The 17,923-nt window shown below is 72.1% G+C and carries 17 protein-coding genes; 11 read left to right on the top strand and 6 right to left on the bottom strand.

Going from position 1 to position 17,923, the window contains the following annotated elements; genetic code table 11:
- Positions 1-251 precede the first annotated feature (251 nt).
- Complete coding sequence (locus tag BN6_RS39955) at positions 252-434, top strand: DUF397 domain-containing protein (protein WP_015105571.1); 183 nt, start codon at positions 252-254, stop codon at positions 432-434.
- On the opposite strand, the gene BN6_RS39950 is transcribed toward BN6_RS39955, so the two are convergent.
- Positions 431-1,387 carry a pentapeptide repeat-containing protein gene (locus BN6_RS39950; protein WP_015105570.1) on the bottom strand — a complete coding sequence of 319 codons (957 nt, stop codon included), beginning with the start codon at positions 1,385-1,387 and terminating at the stop codon, positions 431-433. The two genes, BN6_RS39955 and BN6_RS39950, sit on opposite strands and share 4 nt — an antisense overlap.
- Positions 1,388-1,392: 5 nt before the next feature.
- Positions 1,393-2,538: a pentapeptide repeat-containing protein gene (locus BN6_RS39945; RefSeq protein ID WP_231904868.1), complete on the bottom strand. Its 1,146-nt coding sequence runs from the start codon at positions 2,536-2,538 to the stop codon at positions 1,393-1,395.
- Positions 2,539-2,728: 190 nt separating this feature from the next.
- Here BN6_RS39945 and BN6_RS39940 point away from each other — a divergent pair, with 190 nt between their 5' ends.
- Both BN6_RS39940 and BN6_RS39935 read left to right on the top strand, forming a co-directional pair.
- Entirely contained in the window at positions 2,729-3,550 is an 822-nt protein-coding gene (locus BN6_RS39940) for an SAM-dependent methyltransferase (protein WP_015105568.1), read from the top strand.
- Between the two features lie 93 nt (positions 3,551-3,643).
- Positions 3,644-5,803 (top strand): putative bifunctional diguanylate cyclase/phosphodiesterase, encoded by a 2,160-nt coding sequence (locus tag BN6_RS39935; protein ID WP_197540228.1) that lies wholly within the window; start codon positions 3,644-3,646, stop codon positions 5,801-5,803.
- A 108-nt stretch (positions 5,804-5,911) separates the two neighbouring features.
- Here the strand turns inward: BN6_RS39935 and BN6_RS39930 are convergent, their stop codons facing one another.
- Positions 5,912-7,123, bottom strand: a complete 1,212-nt coding sequence (locus tag BN6_RS39930) for an alcohol dehydrogenase catalytic domain-containing protein (RefSeq protein WP_231904867.1) — start codon at positions 7,121-7,123, stop codon at positions 5,912-5,914.
- Between the two features lie 108 nt (positions 7,124-7,231).
- Entirely contained in the window at positions 7,232-9,844 is a 2,613-nt protein-coding gene (locus BN6_RS39925; RefSeq protein ID WP_015105565.1) for a glycosyl hydrolase 2 galactose-binding domain-containing protein, read from the bottom strand.
- Positions 9,845-9,986: 142 nt separating this feature from the next.
- Here BN6_RS39925 and BN6_RS39920 point away from each other — a divergent pair, with 142 nt between their 5' ends.
- The 7 genes from BN6_RS39920 to BN6_RS39890 all read left to right on the top strand — a co-directional run bounded on the left by BN6_RS39920 (position 9,987) and on the right by BN6_RS39890 (position 14,652).
- A complete protein-coding gene (locus BN6_RS39920) occupies positions 9,987-10,586 on the top strand; it encodes a DUF3558 domain-containing protein (protein ID WP_015105564.1) in 600 nt (199 codons plus the stop codon).
- A 117-nt stretch (positions 10,587-10,703) separates the two neighbouring features.
- Positions 10,704-11,087, top strand: coding sequence for a hypothetical protein (locus BN6_RS39915; RefSeq protein ID WP_015105563.1), 384 nt, complete (start codon positions 10,704-10,706; stop codon positions 11,085-11,087).
- A gap of 84 nt (positions 11,088-11,171) precedes the next feature.
- The gene (locus BN6_RS47220) at positions 11,172-12,443 is read left to right on the top strand and encodes a PPE domain-containing protein (RefSeq protein WP_051075900.1); all 1,272 of its coding nucleotides are present in this window, start codon (positions 11,172-11,174) and stop codon (positions 12,441-12,443) included.
- Positions 12,444-12,556: 113 nt separating this feature from the next.
- The gene (locus BN6_RS39905; protein ID WP_015105561.1) at positions 12,557-13,363 is read left to right on the top strand and encodes an ESX secretion-associated protein EspG; all 807 of its coding nucleotides are present in this window, start codon (positions 12,557-12,559) and stop codon (positions 13,361-13,363) included.
- 93 nt (positions 13,364-13,456) lie between these two features.
- Complete coding sequence (locus BN6_RS39900) at positions 13,457-13,849, top strand: sterol carrier family protein (RefSeq protein ID WP_015105560.1); 393 nt, start codon at positions 13,457-13,459, stop codon at positions 13,847-13,849.
- A gap of 48 nt (positions 13,850-13,897) precedes the next feature.
- Positions 13,898-14,236 (top strand): hypothetical protein, encoded by a 339-nt coding sequence (locus BN6_RS39895; protein WP_015105559.1) that lies wholly within the window; start codon positions 13,898-13,900, stop codon positions 14,234-14,236.
- 74 nt (positions 14,237-14,310) lie between these two features.
- Positions 14,311-14,652, top strand: a complete 342-nt coding sequence (locus BN6_RS39890) for a hypothetical protein (protein ID WP_041315670.1) — start codon at positions 14,311-14,313, stop codon at positions 14,650-14,652.
- A gap of 39 nt (positions 14,653-14,691) precedes the next feature.
- Here BN6_RS39890 and BN6_RS39885 read toward each other — a convergent pair whose 3' ends face one another.
- Both BN6_RS39885 and BN6_RS39880 read right to left on the bottom strand, forming a co-directional pair.
- A complete protein-coding gene (locus tag BN6_RS39885; RefSeq protein ID WP_015105557.1) occupies positions 14,692-16,677 on the bottom strand; it encodes an alpha/beta hydrolase in 1,986 nt (661 codons plus the stop codon).
- Positions 16,674-16,979 (bottom strand): hypothetical protein, encoded by a 306-nt coding sequence (locus BN6_RS39880; protein WP_231904866.1) that lies wholly within the window; start codon positions 16,977-16,979, stop codon positions 16,674-16,676. Before BN6_RS39880 ends, BN6_RS39885 begins: the two co-directional genes overlap by 4 nt.
- Positions 16,980-17,179: 200 nt before the next feature.
- Here BN6_RS39880 and BN6_RS39875 point away from each other — a divergent pair, with 200 nt between their 5' ends.
- The gene (locus tag BN6_RS39875) at positions 17,180-17,911 is read left to right on the top strand and encodes a maleylpyruvate isomerase N-terminal domain-containing protein (protein ID WP_015105555.1); all 732 of its coding nucleotides are present in this window, start codon (positions 17,180-17,182) and stop codon (positions 17,909-17,911) included.
- The last annotated feature ends 12 nt before the right edge of the window (positions 17,912-17,923 follow it).

The following is a 17,923-nucleotide window of genomic DNA, read 5'->3' as shown; positions in this document are numbered from 1 at the left end:
CTCACCGATCATCTGCTCGAACGTTCACTCGATCAGGTGGCCTAGTGGCTGATCGTTCTCACGGCACGCCTTCGGCCACGGCGGTGGAGCGGAAGTGGGTTCTCGAAGATCGAGAACAGCAATCCCGGGAAGGCCACCGAGCCGTGCGTCCTCGCGTTCGAGCAGGCTTGGCAGATGGCTGCTTCCACGCAACGGTCGAGCGGGATACTGAACGACAGGATCAGTGAGCTCGCGAACGGCTAGGAGCGACGATGTCTCTCGAAGGCGCGCGGTGGCGCAAGAGCAGCTACACCAACGGTGGCGGCGACGCGCAGTGCGTCGAACTCGCGCGTCTGGACCGGGAAACGGCCGTGCGGGACAGCAAGCAGCCGGGTGGGCCGGTGTTGGTGTTCCCGGCTCGGGCGTTCCGGGTGTTCGTGGCGGGCGTGCGCTAGCCGTCGCGGCCGACCAGGCGGGCTTCCTCGATCCCGGTCAGGTCCCAGCCCGCCGGGTCTTCCTTCACCCTCGTCCCCGGCAGCACCTTGAGCGAGCCGACCAGCGTCGGCGGTGTCGGCGGCATGTGGACGAACAGGTCCGCCTCCGCGCCTCGGACGTCCAGTTCCCGCCCGAACTCCGCGTCCTGCAACGACAAGCCGCCAGCGAAGCGGGCCTGCTGGAAGTCGACGCGGCCGTGGAACTTGGCGCCGGAGAACAGCGCCGGCTTCGAGAACCTGACCTCGCGGAACGCGGTGATCCCGTGGAACCGGGTGCGCCGCGCGGTCAGCCGGCCGACTCGCCGGCCCTCCAGGCGCAGGTACTCGATGTTCGCGCCGGTCAGGTCCAGGTGGTAGAGGGTCGGGTCGGTGTTCTGGCCCCACGGCAGCAGGTCGGTGATCAGGCGTTGCGCGGTCAGCCGGACCGTGCGCTCCCCGTCCTCCTCCGACGTCGGCATCTCCACGGCCTCGCCCTCCGGGTAGCGCGCCTGGTCGGGGTCCGCGGGCCGCTGCTTGAACGCCGGGTGGGAGAACGGCCGGCGCAGGTACGCGCACAGCACGTCCAGCACGGTCTGCCGGTACCGGGGCGTGGCCCGCGCCAGGCCGGCCAGCGCGTGCATCGCCCCGACCCGCACCTGGTCGGCCTCGTTGCCCAGCATCTCCACGGCCCGCGCGAACCGCTCGTCGGCGGTCTTGTCGCTCTCCAGTTCGTGCCGCGCCTCGTCGGTGCGCCGCCGCCGGTCGTTGAGCCACAACGCGTACAGCGCCACGACGGCACCGCCCGCGAGCCCGCCGGTCTTGATCGCCTCGGACACCGACTGCTTGGGCTCGACCCACAGCAGCGCCGCGGTGGTCCCCACCGTCACCAGCACCGCGGCCACCACGCTCGCCGCGAGCAACAACCGTCCGCGCACGCGGGTCAGCTCCTCACCAGGCCGGTCACCGAGTCGCGGGGGTCGACCACCCAGCCCTCGGGCAGCAGCGTCTCGTGCTCCAGGGACACCTTCATGCCGTGCGTCCGGGCCACCGTCGCCCGGCCCAGCCGCAGGTCGAACGCGCCGCGGAACTCGGCACCGGCGAAGTCGATCGGCTCGGCGAACTCCGCGTCCTCGAAGCTCACCCGGCCGGTGAACCGGGCGCCCGCGAACTTGTTGGGGCCGAGGAACCGCGTGCGGGAGAAGTCGGTGTTCTCCGCGCCGGCGAACCGGCTGAACCAGGCCTTCTCGCGGAACACCACGTCGTGCAGGTGGAGCCGGCCCCGGCTCTCGCAGTCGGTGAACCACGCGCCGCCGTGCACGACGGTGTGGTGCAACGAGTTCGACTCGACCAGCCGGGCCGCGCGCATGGTCAACTGGCCGATCTGGCGGTGCGAGAGGTCGAAGTAGGTCAGGTACGCCCGGGTCAGGTCGAGGTCGTAGAGCGCGGCGTCGGCCTGGTCTGCGGCCGGCAGCAGGTCCGCGATCAGCCGCTGGGCGCTGAGCCGGACCTCCAGCTCGCGCTCGCTCTCCTCGGTGGGCACGGGCGTCGGGTCGTCGGTCGACCGCGGCCTGAACGGCCGGCGCAGGTACGCGCACAGCACGTCGAGCACGGTCTGGGTGTACTCCGCGCGGGAGCGCGCCAGGCCGGCGAGCGCGTGCATGGCACCCACCCGGACCTGTTCGGCGTCGTGCCCGAGGAGTTCCACCGAACGGGCGAACCGCTCGTCGGCGACCCGCGACCGGTCGTGTTCGGCCCGCGAGTCCTCCAGCTTCTGCCGGGCGGTCTCGATTTTGTGCCGGGCGGTCTCGATCTTCTGCCGGGCCTCGTCGGTGCGCCGCCGGCGGTCGTTGAGCCACAACGCGTAGAGCGCGACGAGCGCACCGCCCGCGAGTCCGCCGGTCTTGATCGCCTCGTTCTTCGGCGCGTTCGGGTCGATGACGAACAGCCAGCCCGCGACCAGCAGGAACGCGCCGATCGAGCCCACCAGCGTGGGCCCGAGGAGGCTCTTCGCCCTTCGCTGCTGAACCACGAACAGCACGGCGGCGGCGGTCACGCCCACCGCGCCCGCGATCCACAGGTAGTCCACAAGCCGGGGATTCTTCCTGGTGGGCGGGGCCGTGGTGGGCGATTCGGGACGGACAGCGAACCGACGGTGTGCTAACTCACCGGATTGGCCCATGATGTGGGGGTCACCGCGACGGTGCGCAGCCGACGACGGCGTGAACCGCCGGCCGGTTCGCCGGCGAAGACGGTGTGGAAACCGAAGGAGAAACCCCGTGGACAGCGTGGACCGGCCTACCTGGGCACCAGGGGACATCGACCTGAGCCGTCCGAGCATCGCGCGGGTCTACGACTACTGGCTGGGCGGCGCGCACAACTTCGCCGTCGACCGGGCCGTCGGCGACAAGGTGCTGGCCGACGTGCCGATGCTCAAGACGATCATCCTCAACCACCGGTCGTTCCTCCGCCGCGCCGTGCGCCACCTGCTCTCCCAGGGCATCCGGCAGTTCCTCGACCTCGGGTCCGGCATCCCCACCGTGGGCAACGTGCACGAGATCGCGCAGGCCGTCGACCCGGGCGCGAAGGTCGTCTACGCCGACATCGACGCGGTGGCCGTCGCGCACAGCCGCGCCATCCTGACCGGCAACGAGTCGGTCGCCGTGCTGCAGACCGACGTGCGGGACGCGCCCGCCGTGCTCAAGTCGCCCGAGGTGCAGAACCTGCTGGACTTCGACCGGCCGGTAGCGGTGCTGATGGTGGCGCTGCTGCACTTCGTGCCCGACAGCGACGACCCGCACGGCATCGTCGGGGCCTACCACGACGCCATCCCGTCCGGCAGCTACCTGGCCGTGTCGCACGCCGGGTACGAGGAAGGCGAGTGGGACCCGGCGTGGGACGACGCCAAGGGCGTCTACAACCGGGGCGTCAGCGAGATCACCTACCGCAGCAAGCGCGAGATCGAGCGGCTGTTCGCGCAGTTCGAACTGGTCGAGCCGGGGGTGGAGCGGCTGCCGCTGTGGCACCCCGAGTCCCCCGACGACCTGGACGAGAACTCGGCCAACTTCCTGGGCTTCGGCGCGGTGGGCCGCAAGCCGTGAGGGTGGTGTCGTACGAAATGGTCCGCACCTCGACGGTCGACCTCGCCGGGCAACCGGCCGTATCCTCTGCGTTGTGGCGGTAGGCCGGCGGACATGACGGAACAGGTTGACCATCGGGTGGCAGCACCGGGCCGATCGAACCTCGACCCCGCCGTACTGGCCGGGGCCGAGTCCTTCGCGCGGACCTGGGCCACGGCGGTGATCGGCAGCAGCTACGTGCCGATGACCCGGGCCGAGGTCGCCGAGCACCTCCAGGCGCTGACCGAGGTCCTGGTGCACGCGCTGCACGCGAGCCCGTTCCGCACCGCGCCCGGCTACGAGATCGGCGCGCGGCTGGTCGAGGCCCACTTCACCGGCACGGACACGCTCGGGCGCACCGTCCAGCTGCTCGGCGACGACCTGCTCGGCGAGCTGGGCATCGCCCCGGACGAGGTGATGCGCTCGCGCCTGGCGGCGTTGCAGGGCGCACTGGCCGCCGGGTACGCGCGGGCGCTGCGGGAGCGGACGCTGGCCGAGCAGGAGGCGATCCGCGCGGCCGTGCTGGACGCCCGTGACCAGGCCGAAGCGGCGCTGCGGGCGTCCGAGGCGCGGTTCCGCGCGATGTTCACCGAGGCCGCGATCGGCATCGGCATCGCCGACATCGAGGGCCGCATCCTCGACGTGAACCAGGCGTTGCAGGACATGCTCGGGTTCAGCGTCGAGGAGATGCGGCAGTACAACATCCGCGACCTGATGCACCCGGAGGACGGGTCGAGCGTCTGGCGGCTCTACGACCAGCTCACCGCGGGCGAGTGCGACCACTACCGGGCCGAGAAGCGGTTCCGGCGGGCGGACGGCGAGCAGGTGTGGACGCACCTGACGTTGTCGCTGGTACGCGACGACCACGGCGACCCGCAGTACCAGGTGGCGATGATCGAGGACGTCACCGACCGGCACCTGCTGCAGAACCGGCTGCGCTACCAGGCGTTGCACGACCCGTTGACGGGCCTGCCGAACCGCGCGCTGTTCCTGGAGCGGCTGGGCCGGGTGTTCAACAACCGCAACCGGCGGCGGGCCGGGCTCTGCTACCTGGACCTCGACGGGTTCAAGGTGATCAACGACAGCCTCGGGCACGACATCGGCGACCAGCTGCTGGTGGAGGTCGGCCGGCGGCTGGACCACTCGGTGTCCGGCGAGGGCAAGCTGGTCGCGCGGATGGGCGGCGACGAGTTCGTGATCCTGGTGGAGGGCTCGCGCGACACGCAGGACATCGTGAACGTGGCGGACCGGGTCTTACGGGAGCTGGAGTCGCCGATCCGGATCGGCGGGCACGAGCTGACGGTGTCGGCGTCGATCGGGATCGTGGAGCGGGCGCTGTCCGGGACGACGGCGGCCGACCTGATGCGGGACGCCGACATCACGCTGTACTGGGCGAAGGCGGACGGCAAGTCGCGGTGGGCGTTGTACGACCCGGACCGCAACGCCAAGGAGGTCGCCCGGTTCACGCTGTCCGCGACCATGCCGGCGGCGTTGGAGCGCGACGAGTTCTACGTGGACTACCAGCCGCTGGTGCGGTTGGAGGACAGCACGGTGGTGGGTGTGGAGGCGCTGGTGCGCTGGCAGCACCCCGAGTTCGGCAGGCTCGCCCCGGACCGGTTCATCGAGCTGGCCGAGGAGACCGGGCTGATCGTGCCGCTGGGCCGGTGGGTGCTGCGCCGGGCGTGCGAGCAGGGGCGCCGGTGGCTGGAGGAGTTCGGCGACGCCGCGCCGTTCGTGTCGGTGAACCTGGCGGTCCGCCAGTCGCGGGACCCGGAGCTGGTGCGGGACGTGAAGCGGATCCTCGACGAGTGCGCGCTGCCGCCGCACCACCTTCAGCTGGAGCTGACCGAGAGCGCGATCATGGGCACGGCGGACGAGCCGCTGGAGGCACTGCGGGCGTTGTCGGACATGGGCGTGCGGATCGCGATCGACGACTTCGGCACCGGCTACTCGAACCTGGCCTACCTCAAGCACCTGCCGGTGCACGAGCTGAAGATCGCCGGGTCGTTCATGGAAGGGCTGCGCGCGGCCGACGAGGAGGACCCGGTCGACGCGCAGATCGTGTCCACGCTGGTGCAGTTGGCGCACGCGTTGCAGCTGGGCGTGACGGCGGAGGGCGTGGAGACGCCCGCGCAGGCCAAGCGCCTGCACCGGATCGGCTGCGACACCGGCCAGGGCTGGTTCTTCGCCAAGCCGATGAAGCCCGAGAGCATCGACGAGATGCTCCGCCGCTAGCCCGGCGACCCCGGGCGAGGGCGGCGGCCAAGCCCGCCGGCCCCTCAGCGCGGCTGGCCCGGCGGGTCGAGCGCGGCCGGTACCGGGGTGCGGCCGGCGGGGTGGTGGTCAGGAGAGGTCGACGACGACCTTCACGTCGTCCTGCTGCCGGTCGAACGCCTCGGTGAAGCGCTCCAGCGGGACCCGGCGGGTGATCAGGCCGGCCAGCCACGAGTGGTCGGCGTGGGCCAGGGCGTCGGCGGCGGCGCGGTAGTCGATCAGGGCGGCGTTGACCGTGCCGACCACGGCCTTGTTGCCGAGCACGATCTGGTCGAACACCGCCGGGTCCAGGGGCACCGGGTCGTGGTCGCCGGTCAGGCCCGCGAGGACGGTGACCGACGTGCGGCGGATCGCCTCCCACACCAGCGGCGCGACGCCCGTGCACTCGATCGCGACGTCGGCGGACACCTCGCCCGGCTCGCGGTGGTAGTGCGCCCCGAGCGCGCGGACCAGGTCCGGTTTGGGGCCGTCGGTGACCCGGTCCACGACGTGCACCTCGAAGCCGCGTTGCACCCCGAGCAACGCCGCGAGCAGGCCGATCGGTCCCGCGCCGGTGATCAGGACCGACGTCGGCACGACGTGCGCGCGTCGGCACATCGCCTCCGCCTGGGTCCACGCCTTGGCCACCACGGACGCCGGCTCGGTGAGCACGCCGAGGTCGCCCAGCGCCGGGTCGAGCCGGACGGCGAACTCCGGCGGCACGCTCCACCGCTGCATCCCGTAGCCGTCGAGCTCCTTGATGCCGCGCTCCCGGTAGCGGCCGTTGCGGCAGAAGTCCCACGCGCCGACCGCGCACGCCGGGCACGGCACGGGGTCGGGCCGGCGCACCACGCCCACGACCAGGTCACCGGGGGTGAACCCGGACCCGGCGGGCGCGGTGACCACCCGGCCCAGCGACTCGTGGAACGGCACGAGCGCGTCCCGCCCGGCCGGCGGCTCGCCGAACCCGTCGCGGACGATCTCGACGTCCGTCCCGCACACCCCGGCGAGCAGACCTTGGACGTGCACCTCGTCGGATCGTTCAACAATGCCGTGGTACGGGCTGTCGAGGACGCCGGCGAACGGCCCGTCGTCCCAGCGGTCCGCGGGTTGTTCAACAATCCTCGCGGCGGTGAGGTTCCGCGCGGTGTCCACGGCGGTCAGATCGCGTGCCGTGGCCTCGGAAGGTGGCTGCGAGGCCACGCCGCCGGGTTGTTCAACGATCCGCAGATCCACCACGCGTGCCTGGTCCGGCTTGCCCGGAACCACCAGCGCCGCCCTGCCCCGCCCCGTGTCGCCCACGGGGCGAGGCTACGTTCCGAACGTTCAACGCACGACCGGAAGCCCCACCGCACGGTGTGCAAGCCCCCTCCGCACGGTGCGGAAGCCCCGCCGCACGACGGGGAGGGCTCAACGCACGACGCGGGAGACGTTGTGCCCGATCACCTCCACCGAGGGCGTCGCGCCGCCCAGGTCCGCCGCCCGGTACCGGGCCTGGAGGGTCAGCGACTCGCCGGGCCACAGCGTCACGTAGTTGTCGCTCCAGTCCGTCGGCAGCACCTCCGGCCCGCCGACGCCCTTCCGGATCGTGGCCCGGACGAAGAACGCCACCGACGCCCCGGTGTTGCGCAACGTCACGTCCGTCGACCCCTCGGCCGACGACGTCGTCACCGCCACCTGCCCGGCCCGCAGCTTGTCGAGCCCCTTCAGGTCCGCGTACTCGGTCTGCGGCGTGTGGTACCAGGTCGACGCGTTGTAGTTCAGCTTGTCCGCCTTGGTGGACAACCAGTAGACGTTCCGGTCCACCACGGAACCGTTGGCGTCCTTCAACAACAGCCGCACGAAGTAGGTCGAGGACAACCCGCCCGGCTGCGGCAGCGTGCCCGCGCGCACGGAACCGTTGCCGCGCGCCGAGACCGGGCGCGTCTCGTCCGCCTTCACGGTGCCGTCGAGGTTGAACACGGTCGCCTGCACCGTCAACCCCGGCACGTCCGAGAGCCCGGTGTTCACGACCGCCAGCGACCGGTCATCGTACGAGTACTGGACGTGCAACGGCCGCAACGCCGTCTTCGCCCCGAAGTACGACCCGGCGGTGGCCAGGTAGTAGTCGTACAGGTGCCAGTACATCTTCGGCCACGCGTCGTTGAGCATCCAGTAGATGACGCCCGTCGCGGGCTTGGACGCGTCGGAGAAGTTGCGCCCGAACGCCTCGAACTGTGCGCGGTTCGTCTCGTAGTTCGCCAACTGCGCCTTGCGCACGAACTGCTCCGGCGACGTCGGCCTGCCGTACCGCCCGTCCAACGCCGTGCCCCAGAACGAGAACTTGGTGAACGTGGTCGACGGGGACAGGTGGTACTGCGGCGCGTTGTAGTCGGTCAGCTTCGCGATGTCGGCCGGCCGCAGGAACTTCTTCAGCTCGTCCAGCTCCGGCACGGTCGGTCCGGGTCCGATCTCCGAGGCGAACCCGAACGCCCCGCCGAGCCGCTTGGTGTACCAGTAGTCCGGCGGCTCCCACCAGTACGGCCCGTCCATCTTCAGGCCCGGCGGGCCGAGCTTCGGCGATCCGAGCGCCTTGGCCGACGAGATCACCGGCAGGTTCCAGTCGGCCCGCTCCAGCGCGTCGAGGTAGACCTTCTCCAGCGCGGCCGGCGGCGCGGCGTCACTGCCGATCAGGAAGCCCAGCAACGACGGGTGGTTGCGGATCCGCCGCGCCTCGCTGTGCGCCGACTCGCCGGCGACCCGGTTGTCCTCGGCGTCGAACGACGCGTAGTCCTCCCACTTCGAGCAGCACTCCCAGCCGGTGAGCAGCATGATCCCGTACCGGTCGGCGAGGTCGTAGAGCTCGTCGTTCTCCGGCTTGCCCTCCAGCCGGATCGTGTTCATGCCCATGCCGCGCACGAGCTTGAGCTGGTCCTCGATCTTGCGGACGTCGGTGCGCAGGAACAGGTCCGACGCCCACCCGCCGCCGCGCACCAGGAACGGCTTGCCGTTGACGGTGAACTGCCGCGCGCCCTGCACCAGCGCCGACGTCACCTCGCGCACGCCGAACGTAGTGGCCGCCGCGTCCGACCCGACGCCGTCGACCGCGGCCTCCAGCGCCGCGGTGTAGAGCGGCTGCTCGCCCATCTGGAACGGCCACCACACCCGCGGCCGGTCGACGTCCTGGGTGAAGGTGACGGTCCTGGTCTCCTTCGCCGCCAACGAAACCCGTTGGCGCAACGGCGTGAGACCGATGGTCGCGGACACGTCGGCCGTCACCGGTGCGTCGGTGTTGTTGCGCGCGTCCACCTGCACCGTCACGGTCGCGGACGCGAGGCTGGGCAGCGGCAGGTCGGCGGTGGCGCGCGGGAACCGCAGCGACACCGGGCCGCCGGTGGCGAACCGCACGTCCCGGAACAGGCCCTGGTTGAAGTCCGGCGGGAGTTGGGCCCAGTCGATGAAGTGGATGGACAGGTCGGTCTTCGGGTCCGCCGACGACGCGCGGATCGCCAGGGCGTTGTCGCCCTCGCGCAGCAACCGCGTCACGTCGAACTCGTGCGTCGGGTACGCGCCGACGACCGTGTTCGAGTCGGCGACCAGCGCGCCGTTGAGCCACACCTCGCCGCGCGCGATGACGCCGCCGTCGAGCCGCAGGAACGTGTGCGAGCCCGCGCGCGGCGAGGCCGTGAACACCTTCCGGTACCACCAGGGCACGGTGAAGTCGGCCCGGTCGACCTGCTTGAGGTTCTCGCCGTGGTTCACGTCGGGGTACTTGCCGTTCGCGATCAGGCCGGCCAGCACCGTGGACCGGGCGGGCACGGTCAGCCACCCGGTGTCGGCGTAGGAGGTGGTCGAGATGGCGGCCCCGCCCTGCGTGGCGCGGGCGCCGGACTGCATCCGCCAGTCCGGGACGGTGGAGACGTCACCGGGTGCCGCGGCGACCTCGAACCGCGCACCACCACCGGGGACGGGTTCGGCGACGGCGGCCGGCACGGCGAGCGTGAGCGCCAGCACCGCCACGAGCGGTAGTGCCCGTGAGCGCATTGCTCCTCCCAGGGAAGAGGGCGCGGCGGCTCTTGGTAAGGGAGGTTTCCGTCAACGGGGGCGGCCGGCAATGCCGCTGACGGGTGACGTGGGTGCGCCGTTCGCGACGCTGCGTGCGCACTGATCCGATACGTTGGTCGCCATGCGCCGTGCCGTGCCGATCCTCGCCGCCGTGCTCGTCCTGACCGCGTGCTCGCAGCCCACGACAGGCTCGCCGAGCGGGTCCGACACCGGCGGGTCGCAGACCGGCGGTCCGCAGGCCACGACCACCTCCGGCAAGCCGGGTTCCACGACCGCGGAGCCCGCCAAGCGCCCGAAGACGATCAACGTGCGTGAGGTCGACCCGTGCACGCTGCTCACCGAGGCGCAGCGCACCCAGTTCGGCACCGACCAGCCCCCGCAGAAGGGCAAGGTGCCGGGGTTCGACTGGGCCACCTGCCACTTCAACCGGGCCGACGGCGAGTACCTGGTCGGGACCACCGTGATCGGCACCGAGGGCATCGGGTTCTACACCGGCAGCGCCCAGGCCGACCAGGCGGAGAAGACCGAGGTCGCGGGCTTCCCGGCGGTGCTGATCAAGGAGCCGGGCAAGCTGCCCAAGTGCACGATCGCGGTCGACGTGTCCGACGGCCAGATGGTCGACGCCAACGTGAGCAGCTTCGGCAACGCCCCGATCGAGGAGCTGTGCCGGTTGGTCCCGCAGGTCGCGGGAGCCGTTGTGGCGAATCTCATGGCCAAATAAGACGCGTAGAACTACTCCCTTTGCCCCTGGAACCGCGCACCCGCGCCGTGCATCAGAGCTAGAGTCGTCCCAATTGCACGCGCAGGGGCAGGTGTGCAGCACTGAGGAGGGTGTGTCGTGTTCATCGCGGATGGTGGTGGTGGGGGCTCCACGCCGCCGGACTACAGCGGCAAGCCGCAGAAGCTCAGCGTCGACCCGACGGCGATCCCGGACGCCCGCAAGGTGTTCCAGGACGCGCTGAACCGGCTGGAGCCGGAGATCAACAACGCGATGTCGGCGGTGCGCGCGCGGTCCTGGGCCGGTGACCCGGTCAGCAAGGAGACCGCGCAGGCGTTCAACCGCGACACGTTCGAAGCGGGCGACGCGGCGGCGCTCAACGCCATCCTGGCCTACCGCGACCAGCTCAAGGGCTGCGTGGACCAGCTGACCGCGATCGAGGCGGACTACCGCCGGGTCGAGGGTGACAACGTCGCGGCCTGGGGCCGCATCCACAACGACTGACCTTGAACCACCACGTACCCGAGGGGGGCGAGCACGATGGGTGACCACCGCTGGCGCGGGTATGCCCACCCCGATCTGCACCGCATGATCAACGAAGGCCCCGGCGTGGCCGCCTCCCGTCCGGTCGAGGACGGCTGGAAGGGCCTGTCGGACGCGTTGGCGGAGGTCGACGAGACCATCCACGCCGCGCTGGGCAAGCTCGGCGCGAAGTGGGAGGGCTCCACCGCCGAGGAGACGCAGGCCGCGCTGTCGCCGCTGGCCGCGTGGGCGGGCGACGCCAAGCAGGGCTCGGACACGATGAAGACCTCCGCGCAGCTGCAGGGCGACTACATCGCCGACGCCCGCAAGTCGATGCCCGAGCCGCTCCCGATCACCACCGAGGCCCCGTCCACGGGCGACAAGATCCTCGGCGCGCTGACCGGCCCGGTCGGCATGATGCACGTCATCAAGCAGCAGAAGGACCACGAGGCCCAGGAAGCGGCGCAGGACAACGCCGAGGCCAAGGCCGTCGAGGTGATGAACACCTACCAGTCCAACAGCGAGTGGAACAGCGGCACGCTGGGCGAGTTCGTCCCGCCGCCGCAGGTGGTCATCGACACCCCGCCGCCGGGCGGCGCGGGCAGCTACAACCAGAGCAGCGCCAACTACACCAGCCCGCAGCACGCGTGGACGCCGCCGGGCGACAGCGGCACGACGAGGACGAGCTGGGCCCCGCCCACGCCGACCCCGCCGGTCGCGCCGCCGCCGGCCATCGTCCCGCCGGGCGGCACCACGCACCCGTCGTGGGGCACGCCGACGCCCACGCCGACCCCGCCGCCGCCGCCGGTCATGCCGCCGCCGGTCGGTCCCCCGTCACCCCCGCCGGGCGGCTACCCGCCCCCCGGTGGCGGCTGGAAGCCCCCGATCACGCCCGGCCCGGTGCCGCCCAGGGGTCCCGGCGGCCCGGGTGGCCCCGGCTCGCGCCCGAACCTGCCCCCGAACACCCGGATCCCCGGCGGCCCTGGTGGTCCCGGCGGACCGGGGCGCGGCGGGTTCGGCCCCGGCGGCCTGCCCGGCCAGGGCGTCCCCGGTGGCCAGGGCGTTCCCGGCGGCACGCCGAGCAGCAACGCCCCCGGTCGCGGCGGCATGTCGGGCGTCGGCGGCTTCGGCCCCGGTGTCGGCGGTCCGGGCGGTCCCGGTGCCCAGGGCGGACGTCCGGGCGGCGCGCCCGGCGGTGCCGGCGCCCCCGGTGGCCGGCCCGGCGAGGGCGAGGACGACATCGAGCACAAGTCGGCCGACTACCTGGTCGAGACCGACGACGTGTTCGGCGACGACCGCCTGGTGGCCCCGCCGGTGGTCGGCGAGTCGCCGCAGTAGGTTCGAGTTTTCCGAGCCCAGGCCAGGTTCCCGCGCGGGGACCTGGCCTGGACTGGCACTGGAGGCCCCGCCGTCGCCGGCGGGGCCCGCCTCGGCACGACCTGGAGCACGCAGTGACCTATTTCGGGGGGCAGGCCGAGAGGGAACCGATCACCCTCTCCGGCGAGGAGTTCGACGTGCTGTGGGAGCGCCTGGACCTGGGCCCCATGCCGTTGGTGATCAAGGTGCCGTCACCGGGCAAGTCCCACCAGGAGCGGGCCGACCTCGAACGCCGGGTGTGGCAGCACGTCGGCGCGCGCGGGCTCGGCGGCCCGACCGGTCTGCACCCGGAGCTGGACTACCTGCTCAAGCTCTTCTTCCGCCCGGAGCGCGAGGTCGACGGCCGGGTCTGGATCGGCCGCAGCGTGCGGGTGCTCGGCGTGGCGAACGGCGACCAGGGGGCCGTGGCCACCCTGGCGGACAACCAGCTGACGTTCCGGCGGGCGGCGGGCAGCGGCCTGCCCTCGGCCGTCCTGGCCACCCTGCCCGCCCACCCGGCGGGCAACGGCCACTCGGTCACGATGCCCAGCGCCGACCTGGAAGCGGCGGTGAAGAACTCGGACGGCTCGCCGAAGAGCCTGGAGGCGTCGCTGCGCGACCACGGCGTGCGCCAGGAGGACGCGACGACCCTGGTGAAGATGTTCACCGGCCTGGTGCACACCGGGAACTTCGGCGCGGCGGCCCGCGACAAGTACGGCAAGCGCTGCCGGCCGGACCGGGTGGTGGCGTTCTTCGACACCGAGGACGGCCGCTACCTCCAGCAGCGCCGCTCGTCCAACGGCACCGCCCCGTGGAGCACCTTCACCCCGACCGACGGCCGCCGGCTGACCCACCAGGTCGAGGAGCTGCTGGCCGAAGCCGTCCGGGCGGCCAAGATCTAGCACCGGCCCGCCCGCCGAGTGGACGGGACCGTCCACTTCGGACACCCAGCGGCAGGGCGACCGCCGCGTCCGGTCGGCGGCTAACCTGACCGGATGCCGCCGAAACCGGTAGACCCGCACGAGACCCGAGCCGCCGTCGCCGAGGTCCTGCCCTGGCTGGAGGGCACCGCCGACCAGCCGCCGCGGCAGACCCTGGCGGCGGCGGTCCGGCTGAGCCTGCGCACCCTCGAACAGGCGGCACCCGGCCGCAGCGTCGAAGTGCGCGTGCCCCCGTTCGCGGCGGTCCAGTGCGTCCCCGGCCCCCGGCACACCCGCGGCACTCCCCCGAACGTCGTGGAAACCGACCCCCGCACGTGGCTGGAACTGGCCACCGGCCGACTGACCTGGGTGGCGGCGGTGGAGGACGGTCGGGTCATCGCGTCCGGCAGCCGCGCCGACCTCGCCGCCCACCTGCCGGTCCTGCGCTTCGAACCACCCACCGCGTAACGCGCCGAACCCGCGTCCCGCCGGTCGAAGCCGGCTAAGCTCGGCCGGGTGAAGGCGCTGAAGGCCGTGGTGGTCGTTGCCGTGTCGGGATCGCTGCTCGTCGGCTGCGGCAGCGACTGGACCGGGGACGTCCGGTTCAAGGTCACCCGCATCGCACCCGCCCGGGAGAGCATGGGCGAGGCGAAGAAGCCGTTCGTGGTGCTGGAACTCGACCAGGAGCAGCCCGACGGCATCCCGGAGATCACCACCGAGGGAGCCGACAGCGACCAGTTCCCGGCCGACATCAAGGTCGGCGACGTGGTGGTCTGCACGCTGCACCGGTCGGACGACAACGGCCTCGACGGCGTCGAGGCGAAGCAGACGGTCGGTCCCTGCCGCCGGGCGTGACCGCCGGTACGACCACCGTGCGTCCTACCCCGAACCCGCGTCCTGCCGATCGGAAGCCGGCTAAGCTCGGCCGGGTGAAGGCGCTGAAGGCCGTGGTGGTCGTTGCCGTGTCGGGATCGCTGCTCGTCGGCTGCGGCAACAAGGACTGGGAGGGCGACGTCGCCTTCAAGGTCACCAAGGTCAACCCCGGCTACGAGTCGATGGGCCAGATCCGGCCGCCCTACGCGAACCTGGAGATCGACCAGGACGAGCCGAAGTCGATCGAGCCGATCAGCACCCGGGTCGCCGACCTGGACCAGCTTCCCGAGGGTGTCGCGGCCGGCGACCTGGTCACCTGCGAGGTGCGCCAGACCGACGAGAGCGGGTTCGACCAGAAGGGCGTGCGGACCGACGTCGGCTCCTGCAAGTCCCGCTGACCCGGCGGCGGACCGCGCCGCCGGAGCGTTCCGTCCCGCTCAGAACCAGGACCCGACGGTCTTGTCCCACAGGCCGCCCACGCCCTCGACGGCGTCACGGCCGAGTTCGACCGCGTCACCAACACCGCCGACCACCACGTCCACGGTGTCGCTGACGACCTCCTTGCCGGTGTCGAGCAGTTCGGTCCCGGCCGCCGACCAGTTGCCGTTCACGGCCTCGCGCCCGGCGTCCCACAGACCTCCCCCGAGGTCGCCGACCAGGTCGACCGCGCCCACCACGGTGCCGCCCACGCTGTCGATCACCGGTCCGACGACCGGGACGTGCGATCCGGGCAGCGACGGGCCCAGCGGCGACTCGTGCCACTCCTGCCCGGTCACCGAGCCGCCGTCGCCGTTGGCGATCCGGGCCAGGTTCTGGATCGACTCGGAACCCTTGTCGTAGTAGGCGGTGTGGGCCTCGTGGATCATCGCGGAGTCGGAGGTGCCGAACACCTTGGCCCCGAACCGGTCGTCGTACGGACCGATCGACGAACCGTCCTGGGTGAACCAGTCGGAGCTGGTGCCCTGCACGACCGGGTCGTGCTCGGTCGCGCCCGCGTAGACGTGGCCGGGGCCGACCGACAGCTGGCCGGCGTTCGACGCGCCCACCCCGGGCGAGCCGACGAACGCGATGTCGTCCGCCGCCAGGCCGTTCATGCCCGCGTAGCCGACGGTCGTGGAGCCGTAGGAGTGGCCGATCACCGTCAGGTGCTGGCCGGGCGCACCCGCCGCGCGGTACCCGTCGACGTCGGCCACCAGGTTCGCGCCGCCCTCCCGGGCCTGCGCAGGGTTGTCGACCTCGCCGGGAGACCAGCCAGGCGCGTCGTAGCCGAGCCACTGGATCGTCGCGCTGCCCTCGGCGCCCATGGCCTCGCGCAGGTTGCCGGCCTGCCCCACGGAGAAGCCGTCCAGCGTCGACCCGGTGCCCGGCACGCAGACCGCCAGGTTCTTGGCGGTGTCCGGGTTGCCGTAGGCGATGGCGGTCGCACCATCGCCGCGCGGGCCGTACGGGTCCCACGCCATGACCCGGACGTCCGGGTCGCCCTGGGCGTTGGTCCAGCCGTTCTTGAGCGCCAGCGCCTCGGCCTCGGCGATGCTCTTCTCGACCTTGGCCGCGTTGTCGGCGCGGGTCGCGGCTTCCTGCCGGCCCTCGGCCAGGGACGCGTACTCCTGGTCGTTCAGCAGCTTGGTCAGGTCGTCGGACTTGTTCGGGTCCAAGCCGAGTTCGCGGGCGCGGGCGTCCATGTCCGCCTGGAACTGGTCGCGCTGCGCGCCGAAGCGCTGCTTGTCGTCCTGGATGCGCAGCCGGTTGGCCTGGTCCAGCACGCCGGACGGCAGCCCGCGCAACTGGCCGAGTTCCTGGAACTTGGTGCGCAGCAGCTCGTCCTGCTGCTCCTTGGTCAGCGACTTCCACCACGCCGCGACCTGCTTCGGGTCCGCGCCCGGTCCCGGGACGGTCGCCGAGGTGCGCATCTGCTGGATCGCGGTGGCCCACCCCGCGTCCTTGCCCGCCGTCTCCTCGAAACCCGGGCGGACCTTCGTCAACGCCGACGCGTACGAGCGCAGCACGTTCTCGTACCCGGTCTTGACGTTGTTGAGCTGCTCGTTGACCCGGTTCGCCAGATCACGGGTCTGCGCCTCGTCCAGCGCCGGCGACCGGCCGCGCCAGAAGTCGATCAGCTGGTCGGCGCTGCCGCGCATCTGGCCGTACGCCCGCGACGCCGCCTGCACCACGTCCACGCCCACGCCCAGCCGCTCGCCCGCGACGACCGCGGACCGGCTGGACAGCTCGGCGCGGGCGGTGAACTTCTCCGCCGAACCGCCGTTCCACGTCGACGTCGCCGTGCCGCCGCCCGACGTCACCGCGTCGCCCGCGCGGCCCACCGCGCTCATCGCGCCGCTGATCGGGTCGGCCGCGGCGGCTACCCGCCCCGCGTCGCCGGACGCCAACTGGCCGTACAGGACTTCCGGGTCGACGTAGCTCACGCGAGTCCGCCTTCCAGGCCGCGGAACGACACCGACGAGTCGTCGTCGGCGCGCTGGTAGGCGTCGGCGTTCTCGGTCAGGCCGTCGCCGGCGTCGCGGTACCAGGCGGCACCCCGGCGCAGGTCGTCGGACTGCTCGCCGGCCCACCTGGCCAGCGCGTCGACGAACTCGGCGGCGGCGGGAACCTGGCCGAGGGCGTCCGCGTCAAGCCTGAGCATGGAGATGAGTTCCGCGCCGTCACCGGCCGCGTCCGCGCCGTCGTGGAACTCCTTCGACGCCGCGCGCAACGTCTCTGGTCGCACACCGAACACGGTTCCCCACCCTTCGTGCCGCTAGCCGCTGGACAGTGCGACGCACCGGGATCACCACCGGTTCCCGTTCCCCTGACGCCGAAGTAGCCCTGATACCGAAGTACCGCAGTCATCGAAGTACCGCGAGCACCGAAGTACCGCAGTCACCGGAGTACGGCACCATGGCCGGGCAGACCTGAGGAGGCAGCAGCGTGGCCGGAGGTTGGACCACCCCGCAGTGGACCGAGAAGTTCACCGAGCAGGCGGCGATGTTCCGGGCGGCGGTCGGCGGGGCCGACCCGGCGGCCAGGGTGCCCAGCTGCCCCGGCTGGACGTTCACCGAACTCGTCCTGCACGTCGGGCGGTTCCTGCAGACGTCGCTGGAGTACCTGCGCAGCGGCAGCACCGTGCAGCTCCGGCTGCCCCCGCCGCCGGCCGGCGTGACCCCGCTGGAGTACCTGGACGCGCAGCTCGCGCTGGCCGCCGAGGTGCTCCCGGCGGTGCCCGGCAACCGGCCCGCGTGGACGTTCTCGCCCGCCACGCCGGACCTCGCGTGGGTGTGGCACCGCAGGATCGCGCACGAGCTGGACCTGCGGCGCTGGGACGCGCAGGCGGCGTTGCGGCAGCTCGTCGTCGGCGACACCGACTTCGCCGTGGACGGCATCGAGGAGTCCCTGGGCTCGCTGGTCGCCGCCAAGTACGCCGCCGACGTGCCGCCGACCGCGAAGGGCACCGCGCTGGTCGAGCTGACCGACGTGCCCGAGGCGTGGGTGGTGACCCTCGCGCCGGGGCTGGCCCCCGAGCTGCGGGCGGCTTGGCCCGGCGAGGAGACCGACCTGCGGATCACCGGCGAGGCGCAGATCGTGCACTACGGGCTGTGGGGCCGGCTGCCGTTGCAGACAACCGGTGACCAGAACGTGCTCAACGTGCTCAAGCTGGACTAGCCGGGGTGCGTT

The sequence above is a fragment of the Saccharothrix espanaensis DSM 44229 genome, from assembly GCF_000328705.1.
Lineage (GTDB): Bacteria > Actinomycetota > Actinomycetes > Mycobacteriales > Pseudonocardiaceae > Actinosynnema > Actinosynnema espanaense.
Note: the sequence above shows the minus strand (reverse complement) of the source record. Positions and strands in the feature narration are given on the sequence as shown.

Excerpts from the sequence above, each read along its gene's own strand:
- BN6_RS47220 (WP_051075900.1), top strand. The coding sequence starts at position 11,172 with ATGATCAACGAAGGCCCCGGCGTGGCCGCCTCCCGTCCGGTCGAGGAC.
- BN6_RS39900 (WP_015105560.1), top strand. The coding sequence starts at position 13,457 with ATGCCGCCGAAACCGGTAGACCCGCACGAGACCCGAGCCGCCGTCGCC.
- BN6_RS39955 (WP_015105571.1), top strand. The coding sequence starts at position 252 with ATGTCTCTCGAAGGCGCGCGGTGGCGCAAGAGCAGCTACACCAACGGT.
- BN6_RS39925 (WP_015105565.1), bottom strand. The coding sequence starts at position 9,844 with ATGCGCTCACGGGCACTACCGCTCGTGGCGGTGCTGGCGCTCACGCTC.
- BN6_RS39920 (WP_015105564.1), top strand. The coding sequence starts at position 9,987 with ATGCGCCGTGCCGTGCCGATCCTCGCCGCCGTGCTCGTCCTGACCGCG.
- BN6_RS39935 (WP_197540228.1), top strand. The coding sequence starts at position 3,644 with ATGACGGAACAGGTTGACCATCGGGTGGCAGCACCGGGCCGATCGAAC.